General features: G+C 74.2%; 11 protein-coding genes and 1 pseudogene. 9 read left to right on the top strand and 3 right to left on the bottom strand.

Going from position 1 to position 12,144, the window contains the following annotated elements:
* The first annotated feature begins 5 nt into the window (after window positions 1–5).
* From MVA48_RS10960 to MVA48_RS10935, 6 genes and pseudogenes are all read left to right on the top strand, one after another.
* The gene (locus tag MVA48_RS10960; protein WP_305852308.1) at window positions 6–560 is read left to right on the top strand and encodes a DNA-3-methyladenine glycosylase I; all 555 of its coding nucleotides are present in this window, start codon (window positions 6–8) and stop codon (window positions 558–560) included.
* A gap of 125 nt (window positions 561–685) precedes the next feature.
* Window positions 686–852 (top strand): annotated as a pseudogene (locus MVA48_RS10955) (DUF3117 domain-containing protein).
* Window positions 853–956: 104 nt separating this feature from the next.
* Window positions 957–2,456 carry a leucyl aminopeptidase family protein gene (locus MVA48_RS10950; protein ID WP_246988760.1) on the top strand — a complete coding sequence of 500 codons (1,500 nt, stop codon included), beginning with the start codon at window positions 957–959 and terminating at the stop codon, window positions 2,454–2,456.
* A 16-nt stretch (window positions 2,457–2,472) separates the two neighbouring features.
* Window positions 2,473–3,030, top strand: coding sequence for a GNAT family N-acetyltransferase (locus MVA48_RS10945; RefSeq protein ID WP_246988759.1), 558 nt, complete (start codon window positions 2,473–2,475; stop codon window positions 3,028–3,030).
* Between the two features lie 506 nt (window positions 3,031–3,536).
* Window positions 3,537–4,094, top strand: coding sequence for an SAM-dependent methyltransferase (locus MVA48_RS10940; RefSeq protein ID WP_246988758.1), 558 nt, complete (start codon window positions 3,537–3,539; stop codon window positions 4,092–4,094).
* 89 nt (window positions 4,095–4,183) lie between these two features.
* Window positions 4,184–5,719: an HNH endonuclease signature motif containing protein gene (locus MVA48_RS10935; protein ID WP_246988757.1), complete on the top strand. Its 1,536-nt coding sequence runs from the start codon at window positions 4,184–4,186 to the stop codon at window positions 5,717–5,719.
* 10 nt (window positions 5,720–5,729) lie between these two features.
* Here MVA48_RS10935 and MVA48_RS10930 read toward each other — a convergent pair whose 3' ends face one another.
* Window positions 5,730–7,229 carry a phytoene desaturase family protein gene (locus tag MVA48_RS10930; RefSeq protein ID WP_246988756.1) on the bottom strand — a complete coding sequence of 500 codons (1,500 nt, stop codon included), beginning with the start codon at window positions 7,227–7,229 and terminating at the stop codon, window positions 5,730–5,732.
* A 112-nt stretch (window positions 7,230–7,341) separates the two neighbouring features.
* On the opposite strand from MVA48_RS10930, the gene MVA48_RS10925 reads away from it, so the two are divergent.
* Window positions 7,342–7,731 carry a hypothetical protein gene (locus MVA48_RS10925; protein ID WP_246988755.1) on the top strand — a complete coding sequence of 130 codons (390 nt, stop codon included), beginning with the start codon at window positions 7,342–7,344 and terminating at the stop codon, window positions 7,729–7,731.
* Between the two features lie 85 nt (window positions 7,732–7,816).
* Window positions 7,817–8,506 carry a DUF6766 family protein gene (locus tag MVA48_RS10920; RefSeq protein ID WP_246988754.1) on the top strand — a complete coding sequence of 230 codons (690 nt, stop codon included), beginning with the start codon at window positions 7,817–7,819 and terminating at the stop codon, window positions 8,504–8,506.
* Window positions 8,507–8,513: 7 nt separating this feature from the next.
* On the opposite strand, the gene MVA48_RS10915 is transcribed toward MVA48_RS10920, so the two are convergent.
* Both MVA48_RS10915 and MVA48_RS10910 read right to left on the bottom strand, forming a co-directional pair.
* Window positions 8,514–10,091, bottom strand: a complete 1,578-nt coding sequence (locus MVA48_RS10915; RefSeq protein ID WP_246988753.1) for a SpoIIE family protein phosphatase — start codon at window positions 10,089–10,091, stop codon at window positions 8,514–8,516.
* A gap of 117 nt (window positions 10,092–10,208) precedes the next feature.
* Window positions 10,209–11,324, bottom strand: a complete 1,116-nt coding sequence (locus tag MVA48_RS10910; protein ID WP_246988752.1) for a spore photoproduct lyase family protein — start codon at window positions 11,322–11,324, stop codon at window positions 10,209–10,211.
* Between the two features lie 52 nt (window positions 11,325–11,376).
* Here MVA48_RS10910 and MVA48_RS10905 point away from each other — a divergent pair, with 52 nt between their 5' ends.
* A complete protein-coding gene (locus MVA48_RS10905) occupies window positions 11,377–12,144 on the top strand; it encodes a LamB/YcsF family protein (RefSeq protein ID WP_246988751.1) in 768 nt (255 codons plus the stop codon).

Genomic DNA, 12,144 nt, shown 5'->3' with positions numbered 1-12,144 from the left:
CCGCCGTGGTGACCGACCGACCTCGCTGCGCGTGGGCGACGAGCACGCCCGAGTACGTGCGCTACCACGACGAGGAGTGGGGCACGCCGTTGCGCGGCGACGACGCCCTCTTCGAGCGGCTGTGCCTCGAGGCGTTCCAGTCCGGGCTGTCGTGGATCACGATCCTGCGCAAGCGCCCTGCCTTCCGGGCCGCCTTCGCGGGCTTCGACATCGACGCGGTGGCCGCGTTCGACGCCGACGACGAGGCGCGGCTCATGGCCGACGCCGGCATCGTGCGCAACCGGGCGAAGATCGCGGCCGCGGTCGGCAACGCCCGGGCCGCCCAGGAGCTGCCGGAGGGGCTGTCGGAACTGCTGTGGTCCTTCGCCCCGACCGGTCCCCGGGCCCGGCCCGCCACGCTCGCCGACGTGCCGGCCACGAGCCCCGAGTCGGTCGCCATGGCCAGGGAGCTGAAGCGACGCGGGTTCGTCTTCGTGGGCCCCACGACGGCATATGCGCTCATGCAGGCGACGGGCATGGTCGACGACCACGTCGCCGACTGCTTCCGGGCGTCACCCTGAAGGGGCTCGTGTTGGATGAAGACGACGCATACGGGATCATTGCCCGCAGAGCTCACAGCATCGACGGACGCCACCCCATCCCACGCCTCGGCGGGGCCGTGGGGTGGCCGGCGAAGGAGGCACGCATGGCGGCCATGAAGCCGCGCACGGGTGAAGGTCCCCTCGAGGTCACCAAGGAGGGGCGTGGCCTGGTCATGCGCGTCCCTCTCGAGGGGGCGGTCGCCTGGTCGTCGAGCTCTCGCCCGACGAGGCGGCGGCGCTCTCCGAGGCACTGAAGGGCGCGACCAGCTGAACACCCCCGCGAGCCTGCCTCCGGGCAGCCCCGCGCACGACACGGCCCCGGCCACCGGCGCACCGCCGGCGTCCGGGGCCGCGCCGTTGCCGCGGGTCGAGGTGGTGGGCGACCTGCCCGTCCTCGGCACCGACGACCTGCTCGCCGTGCCGGTCGGGTCGGGCGGTGCGCTGCCGGACTGGCTGGTGGGTTCGTCGTCCCCACCGGTCAGCCCCGAACTGCTGACCGGCGCCCTGGCCGACACCGGCAACACCGGCCGGGCGGGAGCCGTGACCGAGGTGCCGATCGCCGGACGGCGGCCGCGCAGCGTCCTCGCCGTCGGCGTCGGTCAGACGACGCTGCCCGACCTGCGCAGCTACGTCGCGACGGCCGTGCGGCGGGCGCAGGCCCTGGCCGAGCACGGTGCCCGCCGGCTGGTCCTCCCCGTCGACGGCCCCGCGGCCCCGGCAGGAGCCGACGAGGTGCGGGCCGCCGTCGAGGCCGCGCTGCTCGGGGGGTACCGCTTCCGGGAGCTGTCGAAGCCGCACCCCCAGCGCCTCGAGACGGTGACGGTCGTGGTCGCCGATGCCGAGGACCCCGTGGTCGCGGCCGCCGCGCGGGCGGGCGAGATCACCGCCTCCGCTGTCGCCTGGGCGCGGGATCTCACGAACACCCCCAGCAACGTCAAGAACCCCGGCTGGCTGGCCGACCAGGCGGCCGAGCGGCTGGGCGCGCTCCCGCACGTGTCGGTGACCGTGCTCGGCGAGGACGAGTTGCGGGACGGCGGGTTCGGTGGCGTGCTCGCCGTCGGCGGTGGCTCCGCGACGCCACCCCGGCTCGTCGTGGCGACCTACCGCCCACCCGCCTCAGGTCCGGCGCACCCGGTGCTCGTGGGCAAGGGCATCACCTTCGACACCGGCGGGCTGTCGATCAAGCCGAACGCCGGCATGCGCGAGATGAAGACCGACATGGCCGGTGGCGCGGCGGTGCTCGCGGCCGTCGACGCGGCGGCGCGCCTCGAGCTGCCCGTGACGGTGACCGCGGTGGTCCCAGCGGCCGAGAACGCCGTCTCCGGCTCCTCCTACCGGCCGGCGGACGTCGTCCGGCACGTCGGCGGGCGCACCACGGAGGTGCTCAACACCGACGCCGAGGGGCGGATGGTCCTCGCCGACGGGCTGGCCTACGGCCGGCTCGAGCTCGGCGCCACCGTGCTCGTCGACGTCGCCACGCTCACCGGCGCCATGAAGGTCGCCCTCGGCACACGGACCGCGGGCCTGTTCGCGACGACCGACGGGCTCGCCGGCGCCCTGCTCACGGCCGGTGCACGGGCAGGTGAGCCGCTGTGGCGGATGCCGCTGCTCGAGGAGCACCGGGCCCTCCTCGCGAGTGCCACGGCCGATGCCAACAACGCGCCGGGCAATCCGGGCGGCACCACGGCGGCGCTGTTCCTGCAGCCGTTCGCCGGTGAGCTGCCGTGGGCGCACCTCGACGTCGCCGGCCCGGCCCGCGCCGGCTCGGACGACGCGGAGGTGGTCAAGGGCGGCACCGGCTTCGGCGCCCGCACGTTGCTGCGCTGGCTGGAGGCCGGCGCGCCGGTGGACCCGCCCGAGGCCGTGCTCGACTGATGCTGGCCGGCTCTTGATGGTCACGGCGTTCCGCGACCAGCCGACGCTGGTGGGGGAGCGGGTGCGGCTCGAGCCGCTCGGTCCCACCGTCCTGCAGGCGTACTGGGAGATGCTGCAGGACCCCGAGGGCCGACGCCTCACCGGCACGCATGCCGAGTTCACCCTCGAGCAGACCGAGGCGTGGCTGCGGTCGCGCGCCGACCAGCACGACCGAGCCGACTGGGCCGCCGTCGAGCTGGCGACGGGCACGTTCGTGGGTGAGGTGGTACTGAGCGACCTCGATCCCGACAACGGCTCCGTGGGCTTCCGCATCTCGCTCGCCGGTCCCGCCGTCTTCGGCCGGGGGTTCGGCACCGAGATGACCCGGCTGGTGCTCGACCACGCCTTCGACACGATCGGTCTGCACCGGGTCGAGCTCGAGGTGTACGCGCACAACCCCCGCGCCCGGCGGGTGTACGAGAAGTGCGGCTTCGTCCTCGAGGGCCGTCGGCGGGACGCCCTGCTGTGGGACGGCGTCCGGCACGACGCCCTGCTGATGGGGGCGCTGCGGACCGATCGGCGCAGCACGCAGTAGCCCCTGGCGACCGGGGCGCCCACCGGCCAGAGTGGCCGTCGTGCCCAGCTTGATCAGCCCGAGAGCGCTGTGGACGTTGGTCCGCGCGGGTGACCTGCGGATGCGCGTACGTGCGAACCGGGAGGGGGCTGCCGGTATCCGACTGCACCTCGCGGGTGCCGCGGTCAGCACCGGTCTCCTGGACGCGTTGGCCGCAGGTGAGGCGTCGACCGCCGAACTCGCCAGGCGGATGACCGTCGCGGACCCGGCGCTGCTCGAGGCCTTCCTCCGGGTCGTGGAGGCGGCGGGGTTCGTGCGGGACGACGGGGGCGCCTGGCGGCTCACGTCCCGGGGAGGGCGGTGGTGGACGACGATCTGGTGCGGGCGGCGTACGAGGCGTTCCCCGGTTTCCACACCGCGCTCTACCGCGAGCTCGGGCCGGTGCTGGCCGGTGGGCCGCGCCGGCGGGACGTGGCCGACCGGGGGAGCTCATCGCCCGGATCTCGGCGGGATTCGAGCCGTTCGTCATGGACCACCTCGTCCGCACGCTCGAGGAGCGGCGGCCCCGGCGGGTGGTCGACGTCGGCTGCGGCAGTGGGCTGCAGCTGGCCGCGATGCTCGAGGCGGCTCCCGGGGCGGAGGGGGTCGGCGTCGAGGTGGACCCGGAGGCCGCGGCCCTGGCCCAGCGGACGCTGGCCGAGCGCGGGCTCGCCGACCGGGCGGAGATCGTCGCCGCCGACGTCCGCGCGGACCGCGTCGGTCCGCTCGCCCAGCCGTTCGACCTCGCCCTGCTCGCCAACGTCATCTACTACGTGCCGATGCGCGACCGGGTGGCGCTGCTCCGCGATGTCGCCGCGCTGCTCGCCCCTGGCGGTGCCCTGTTCCTGGTCACCACCGTGGCCGCACCGCAGATCTTCAGCCGGCACTTCGACCTGCTGCTGCGCGCGCAGGAGGGCGAGATGGAGCTGTCGGACGCCGACACCCTGCTCACCCAGCTGGCGGACGCCGGCCTGCACCCCGAGCCGCCGCGCCCGCTGGCCCCGGGCGCTCCCGTGGTCACCGTGCTCGCCACGCGGCCGGACTGACGTGCGGCTGCGGAGGGGAAGCGGGTCCGGTCCGCCTTCTCCCAGCTGGACGGCCAGAAACCGTCGTACCCCCTCCGTAGCTTGACGGCATGTTCCCGGGTTCGAGCTACGGCGTCGCGGTCACCGTGGCGCGGCTGCACGCGCCCTCAGCCGAACTGATGCCCGCCGTGCCCGGCGAGCGCGACACGCGACTCGACGAGCTGCTGCCCGCCGAGTCCCTCACCGACGCGGAGCTGGCGCGCGAGATCGATGCCTGCACGCGGATCGAGGCTCGACTGGCTGCCTACAAGGCCGATCGGATCGCCCAGCTGGCGGCCCGGCGAAGCGCCGCTCGGGATCGGCAGCCCGGGCAGCCCGGCGCCGCGCCGCAGCGGGACGAACGGCTGCCCGACGACGTCAGCGAGTTCTTCCCCGACGAGCTCGCCATGATCCTCAACTGCTCCCGCACGGCCGCCACCGTGCAGACCGAGGTCTCACTGACTCTGCGGCACACCCTGACCAGGACCTGGGTCGCGATGACGGAGGGCCGCATCGACCCGGCACGAGGCCGCGCGCTGGCCCTCGAGCTGGGCGCGCCGGCCCGCGACACCGACCCGCTGATCATCGCGGCCGTCGAGTCGGCGATGCTGCCGGTCGCGACCACGATGTCGGTCAAGCGGCTCCGTGCCGAGACGCGCAAGGAGCTCGTGGCCCGGGATGCAGCCGCCGCGGACCGGCGCCGTCGACAGGCCGCGCGAGCCGCCGACGTGGTGGTCCGCCACCTCCCCGACGGCATCTCGCAGCTGGTGCACACCCTCCCGACCCCGCTGGCGAACGCCCAGCTCGACGCCTACGACCGGTACGCGCGCATGGTCAAGTCCGACGGCGACGAGCGTTCGCTGGGCCAGCTGCGCAGCATGGTCGCCGTCGAGCTCGCCCTCCGCCCGTGGGACACGACCCGACCACCGGTGACGGCGAGCCTCACCGTCCTGGCGCCGCTGGGCGCGCTGCAGGGGCGAACGGGCAGCGTCGCGGACCTGGACGGTCAGGCCATCACGGCCGACCACGTCCGCGAACTGCTCGCCGCGCTGGACGCTCTGACACCCGACGGCCTGCGGGCTCCAGCCGGAGGGAGCGTCACGGTCGGCGTCATCGACTCCGACGGGGCGTTGCGCGCGGTGGCGACGCCCGACGAGCTGCGGCGTCTGGCCCGTCGAGGGTGTCGCGAGCACCCCGACGACGCCTCGTGCGGGTGTTCCGTCCTCGATCGGCCACCCCCGGTCGACCGCTATCGCCCCAGCAGGTCGCAGGACCGCTGGGTCCGGACCCGGGATCGCGGCTGCCGACATCCCGGCTGCGACAACCGGGCCGGCTGGGCGGATCTGGACCACGTCGTCCCTCATGCCTGCGGCGGCTCCACCGACTGCGCCAACCTCTGCTGCCTCTGCCGCAGGCACCACCGGCTGAAGACCTTCGCGCCGGGCTGGCGGTTCGTGATGGAAGGCGACGGCACGCTGTCGGTCACGACGCCGAGCGGGGTCACCCGCAGCACCCGGCCACCGGGATTGCCCGCGCTGGCGGAGTACTGGCCGGTGCCGTCCCGCGAGCTGGTCCAGCCCGAGGACGACGACCCGCCGCCCTTCTGACGGCGCCCGCTCAGGCCGGACCGATCAGGCCGGCGACGATCTCCGCCGACAGGGCGACGAGCGGCAGCCCGCCCCCGGGATGCGACGAGCCCCCGACGAGGAAAAGTCCCGGCACGGGGGAGGCGTTGGAAGGGCGGAGGAAGGCTGCCCGGGCGCCGTTGCTCGACGTCCCGTAGATCGAGCCCCCCACGCTGCCGGTGTCCCGCTCCAGGTCGGCCGGGGTGCGCACGACGCGCCACCGCACGCGGTCGCGCACGTCCAGGCCACGGCGGGCCAGGACGTCGAGCACGTCGTCGGCGTAGCGATCCGCGAGCCCGGACGCGTCCCAGTCGACACCGGCACGCGGGTCGTGACGTGGCGCGTTGACCAGCACGAACCAGGACTCGCTGTTCTCGTCCGGTCGGAGTGCCGGATCGTCGGGCGCGCTGACGTAGACCGTCGGATCGGCGACCGGTCGCGGCGCGGTGAAGCGGCCGGTGCCGAAGATCGCGTCGAACTCCGCGTCGTAGTCGTCGGGGAACAGCACCGAGTGGTGCGCCAGCCCCGGGGTGCGCCCCCGCAACGCCAGCAGCAGGACCACCCCCGACAGCGACGCCGTCGCACGGGCCAGATCGCGCCGGACACCTCGCGTCGCCCGCTGCGGGGGCACGAGGGACGCGTACAGGGCGTCGGCGTCCACGCCCGAGACGACGACGTCCGCCGGTATCCGCGCCCCGTCGGCCAGCTCGACCCCGGCGGCGCGGCCGCGCTCGACGAGCACGCGGCGGACCGGGCAGCCCGTCCGGATCCGAGCCCCCCGTTCCCGAGCGCGGTCCGCGACGGCCTCGGCCAGCCGGTGCAGGCCCCCGCGCACGTACCAGGAGCCGAACGCCTGCTCCGCGTACGGCACGGTCGCCAGCACCGCCGGCGCCCGTCGCGGGTCGGAGCCCGAGTAGGTGGCGTAGCGGTCGAGCAGCGTCCGAAGCCGCGGGTCCGCGAGGTGCCGCCGGCCCAGCCCGCGCAGCGTCGCCCACGGCGCCACCGTCGCCACCTCGGACGGACGGCGGGCCAGCCGGGCCAGGGTCGCCGCCCCCTGCAGCGGCCGCCGCAGGAAGGGCGCCTCGCTGATCCGCCACATGCGCTCGGCCCGGTCCATCAGAGCCGCCCATTGACCGCCCGCGCCGTCCCCGAGCGCGGCGTCCAGGGCCGCCGGGATGCCGGCCGCGACGCCGGGGACCGCGAGGCGGCTGCCGTCGGCGAACCGGTAGGCGACCGCCGGGTCCAGCCGCACGAGATCCAGGACGTCGTCGAGCGGCGCCCCGGTCGCGGCGAACAGATCGCGGTACACCTGCGGCAGGGTGACCAGGCTGGGTCCGGTGTCGAAGGCGTGCCCGTCGCGGGCGTACCGGCCGAGCTTCCCGCCCACCCGCTCGCCCTGCTCGAGGACGGTCACCTGGTGGCCCGTCGCGGCCAGCCGGGCGGCAGCTGCGAGACCGCCGAGGCCCGCGCCGACCACCACCACCCGAGCCACGTCCGCCACGGTATCCGCCGTCCGGGTGAAGATCGTTTGCGCGCTCGTCGGGCGGGGGTAGGGCCTCCCGCGGGCCTGGAAGCGTCCCTCGTCCTCGGGCAGAGGAGGTCGCGTGGGAAGCGCTGTTCGCGTGCTGGCTCTCGTCGGGCCGGCGGTGCTGCTGGCCGGCTGCTCGTCGGCCGAGCGCCCCGCGGTCGAGGCCGTCGCCACCACCTTCGAGGACCCGTCGGCGGATCCGGAGGTCCGGTGCGACCTGCTCGCACCGATGACGCTGGCCGCGCTCGAGGAGCAGGCCGGCGCGCCGTGCGAGGAGGCCGTCGAGGAGTTGCCGTTGCGGGGCGGGGACGTGACGGCGGTGGAGATCTGGGGCGGCGACGCCCAGGTGCGCCTCGACGGCGACACCCTCTTCCTCACCGAGACCCGCGTCGGCTGGCGCGTCGTGGCCGCCGTCTGCACGCCACGCCCCGAACGTCCCTACGACTGCGAGGTGGAAGGCCCGTGAACGGCGTCCGGTTCGTCTTCGCGGCGTACCTGCTCGTCATCGTGCTGGGCATCGTCTACGTCACCGCCGAGGCGTTGATGGGCCGATGACCGGGCGGAAGCGGTACGGGGCGCTCCGGGCGAACGCCCTGAGTCTCGCGTTCGGCGGTGCCTTCCTGCTCACGCTCGTGGGTCAGGCCATCTCGGGGGCGGCGGACCACAACGCCCAGCAGATGGCCGAGGGACTCGAGAAGGTGTCCCTGCTGGACTACGTGACGTCCTCCTCCTTCGGGGTCGACGTCATGGAGAACTGGCAGTCGGAGTACCTGCAGTTCTTCCTCTACATCTTCGCCACCGTGTGGTTCGTCCAGCGGGGCTCGTCGGAGTCGAAGAAGCCCGGCGAGGAGGGGACGGAGAGCGACAAGGAGCAGAAGGTCGGCCGCTACGCCGACGAGGACTCGCCGGAATGGGCGCGGACCGGCGGCTGGCGGACCGCGCTGTTCTCCCGGTCGCTCGGTCTGCTCATGGGCGCGCTGTTCCTGCTCACCTGGGCGGCGTCGTCGGTCGCCGGCTGGGCCGCGTTCAACAGCGAGGAGATCGGACAGAAGCAGGACCCGGTGAGCTACCTCGGCTATCTCGGCGAGGCCGACTTCTGGAACCGGTCCTTCCAGAACTGGCAGTCGGAGATGCTGGCCGTCGGCTCGATGGCCGTCTTCTCGGTGTACCTGCGCCAGCGCGGATCGCCGGAGTCCAAGCCCGTCGGCGTCGCCCACGCGGAGACCGGCCAGACCGGCTGACCGGTCCTCAGCAGCGGACGACGACCAGCGCGCGGTCGTCCGCGGCGTGCCGCGACCCGCGCAGCTGCGCCTCGACCTCGGCGACCACCGCCTCGGCCGTCTCGTCGGCCGAACTCCCCGCGGTCCGGCGCAGCACGTCGGCGAGGCGCTCCTCGCCGAACTGGACGCCGTCGTCGTCGCGCGCCTCCGTCACGCCGTCGGTGTAGAGCAGCACGGTGGCGCCTCGGGGCAGTTCGACGTCGACCACCTCGTACGCGGCGTCGGACAGGACCCCGAGCGGAAGGCCGATCGCCTCGATCGCCGTCACGGTGGCGTCGCCGGTGCGCACCAGCGGGGCGGGGTGCCCCGCCGTGGCGACCTGTGCCGTGGTGCGGCCGGCGCGGCGACGCAGGATCAGGCAGCACGCGGTGACGAAACGCAGCGGGCCGGGCCGCTGCTCGCGGAGGAGCGCCTCGTTGACGGCGGCCAGGACCGCACCCGGATCCCCACCACCCGATGCCGCGGCGCGAGCGGTGTGCCGGGTCAGGGCGGTCATGGCGGCGGCCTCGGCGCCGGCGCCGCACACGTCGGCGATGAACAGCATCCAGCGGCCGTCGGCCAGGGGCATGACGTCGTAGGTGTCCCCACCGACGAGGACGCCCTCGGCGCCCGCCCGGTACCGGGCGGCGAGCTCGACGCCGGGGATGGTCGGGAGGTGCGAGGGCAGCAGACTGCGCTGGAGCGTGTCGGCGAGCCGGCGGACGTCGGACTCGGCGCGCAGCCGCGCGAGGAACTGGCCGATCTGCCGCCCGGCGCTGGCGAGCACGTCCTGCAGCTCGCTCGGCACCGCTCGGTGGTCGAAGGAGAACAGCTCGCAGACGCCGAGCAGCGTGTCGCCGCGCAGGAAGGGAAAGGCGACGGCGGTGCGGACTCCGTCGGCGCGGACGGCCGCGGTGCGGATGAAGACCGGGTCGGTCCACAGGTCCTCGACGACGACCGGGCGGCGGCGCTGCCACACGAGGCCGGGGACGCCCTCGCCGCGGCCGAAGCTCCGGACGCGGGTGTCGCCCTGGAGCGCAGGCACGGCCTCGCCGGGGGCGGTCCAGGTCCCCGCGTGCGCCAGCCGACCCCCGCCGTCGTCCGGCTGCCACAGGATCGCGGCGTCCCAGTCGAGCTCCTCGCACAACGTGGGCAGGAGCTGCTCGAAGGCGACGTCGGCGTCGGGTGCCGCGGTGAGCGCCTCGGTCACCCGCTGGATGGCGGCGAGGTAGCGGCTGACCTGGAGCTGGCGCTCGAGCAGGGCGGCGGTGTGCGCGTCGCGGAGGACACCGACGACCGCCGGGTCCTGCGGTCCGGCGCCGGCGGTCTGCTCCACGGGCGCGAGGGTCACGTCCACGGAGACCTCGTGCCCGTCCGCGTGTCGCGCAGGGGTCTGGGTCGTGGCGCCGTCGTCGGCGCGCACACGGGCGGGCAGGAGATCGGTGAGCGGTCGGCCGAGGACGTCGGACGGCTCGTAGCCGAGCAGTGCGCTGATCGCCGGGTCGACGTAGGTGATGCGGCCCTGGGTGTCCGCGACGACGACTGCGTCGGCGGGCCTGTCCGGCACAGCTGGTTCCTCCCGACGACGCCTGGTGTCTCGGGTCCACGATGTCATACAGCGCGTGATTGATCGATAGCTCAGCGCGATATGTAGCCAAGTCGACAAAGCGACCGGTGGCACCGGTCAGAACGCGTACCGGAGGGTCAGCCACGGCGTGCGCTCGGCCATCAGCGCGGTCAGCCGCGCGACGCCGTCCCGCTTGACGTCGTTGCGGTACCGCACGTTGCGCTGGCCGTTCTGGCTGCGCTTGGCCTGCTGCACCTCCGGCCGCCAGAGCAGGTCCTCGGCTTGGGGGTGCCAGCCGAGGTTCACCTGGTGCAGGTCGGCGTTGTGGGTCAGCAGGATGACCTCGGCCGCGGCCTGTGCCTTCGCCGCCGGGGACAGCCGGTCGTCGAGCTCGTCGAGCAGCGCCGTCCAGTCCGCCGTCCAGCCGTCCCGGAGGACGACGGGGGAGAAGTTCAGGTGCACCTCGTACCCCGCCTCGACGAAGTCGTCGATCGCCGCGATCCGCTCCTCGATCCGGCTGGTCCGGACGTCGAGCAGCCTCGCGTCGGGGTCGGGCATGAGCGAGAACCGGATACGGGTGCGACCGGCGGGATCGAGGTCGAGCAGCTGCCGGTTGACGTACTTCGTGGCGAAGGAGGCCTTCGCGGTCGGCAGCTCGCGGAAGGTGGCGACGAGGTCGGCCACGTTGTCGCTGACGAGCGCGTCCACCGAGCAGTCGCTGTTCTCGCCGATGTCGTAGACCCAGCTGACCGGGTCGCACTGGTCGGGCTCCGGCTTCGTCCCCTGCCGGGCGACGTGCCGGCGCAGGTAGCCGGTGATCTGCTCGATGTTGGTGAAGACGGTGATCGGGTTGGCGTAGCCCTTCCGCCGCGGCACGTAGCAGTACGCGCACGCCATGGCGCAGCCGTTCGCGGTCGAGGGCGCGATCCAGTTCGACGAGCGGTCGTTGGGGCGGGCCGACAGCGACTTCTTGACCCCGAGGACCAGGGTCTCGGTCTTCACCCGCACCCAGCGGTCGACGTTCCCCGCGTTGCCGTGCAGGTCGGGGATCTGCCAGTGCGACGGCACCTCCGTCACCGCGGCGTCCGGGAAGCGGGCGAGGACCTGCTGCCCGCGGGGAGAGGCGACCGCGGCCGGCTCGGCGAAGATCTCGCGGACCTGCAGCAACCGGTTCGGCGGGGCGGGTGCGCTCGGTGCGGGGTCGAAGAGCTCCAGCTGCGCATCGGCTCCCATACCTGGTCCAGCGCACGGCCGCCGGCCGGCATTCCGGTGCGAGACTGCGCCGGTGACCACACCGTCGATCGATCTGAACGCCGACCTGGGGGAGGGCTTCGGCGTCTGGCGGCTCGGGGACGACGAGGCACTGCTCGAGGTGGTGACCAGCGCGAACGTCGCCTGCGGCTTCCACGCCGGGGATCCCTCGACGATGCGCCGCGTCTGTGCGCAGGCGGCCGCACGCGACGTGGCGGTGGGGGCTCAGGTGTCCTACCGCGACCTGGCCGGATTCGGCCGCCGGTTCATGGACGTCGCCCCCGCGGAGCTGACCGACGACGTCCTCTACCAGCTGGCCGCGCTCGACGGGATCGCCCGGGTCGCCGGCACGCGGATCTCCTACGTCAAGCCGCACGGCGCCCTCTACAACGCGGTGGTCACCCACGAGGCTCAGGCCCAGGCGGTGCTGGACGCCGTCCTCGCCTACGACCGCCGGCTGCCCGTCCTCGGTCTGCCGGGCTCCGCGCTGCTGCGGGAGGCCGAGGCGGCCGGGATGGATCCCGTCGCCGAGGGATTCGCCGACCGGGGCTACACGCCGTCCGGCACGCTCGTGCCGAGAGGCCAGCCGGGGGCGCTCGTGCAGGAGCCGGAGGCGGTGGCCCGACGCGCGGTGCGCATGGCGCGGAACGGAGTCGTCGAGGCGGTGGACGGGACGACGCTGCTCATGCCGGTCCGGTCGGTCTGCCTCCACGGGGACACTCCCGGCGCGGTCGACCTGGCCCGGGCGGTGCGGCGCGCGATCGAGGACGCCGGCATGACCCTGCGGCCGTTCGCCGGCTGA

This window comes from Blastococcus sp. PRF04-17 (genome assembly GCF_023016265.1).
In the GTDB taxonomy this organism is placed as follows: domain Bacteria; phylum Actinomycetota; class Actinomycetes; order Mycobacteriales; family Geodermatophilaceae; genus Blastococcus_B.
This window is presented reverse-complemented; position numbering and strand designations above follow the sequence as displayed.

Bases quoted from the DNA above. Each gene is read 5' to 3' on its own strand.
- MVA48_RS10945 (WP_246988759.1), top strand. From the start codon at position 2,473: ATGGTCACGGCGTTCCGCGACCAGCCGACGCTGGTGGGGGAGCGGGTG.
- MVA48_RS10910 (WP_246988752.1), bottom strand. From the start codon at position 11,324: ATGGGAGCCGATGCGCAGCTGGAGCTCTTCGACCCCGCACCGAGCGCA.
- MVA48_RS10940 (WP_246988758.1), top strand. From the start codon at position 3,537: ATGGACCACCTCGTCCGCACGCTCGAGGAGCGGCGGCCCCGGCGGGTG.
- MVA48_RS10920 (WP_246988754.1), top strand. From the start codon at position 7,817: ATGACCGGGCGGAAGCGGTACGGGGCGCTCCGGGCGAACGCCCTGAGT.
- MVA48_RS10935 (WP_246988757.1), top strand. From the start codon at position 4,184: ATGTTCCCGGGTTCGAGCTACGGCGTCGCGGTCACCGTGGCGCGGCTG.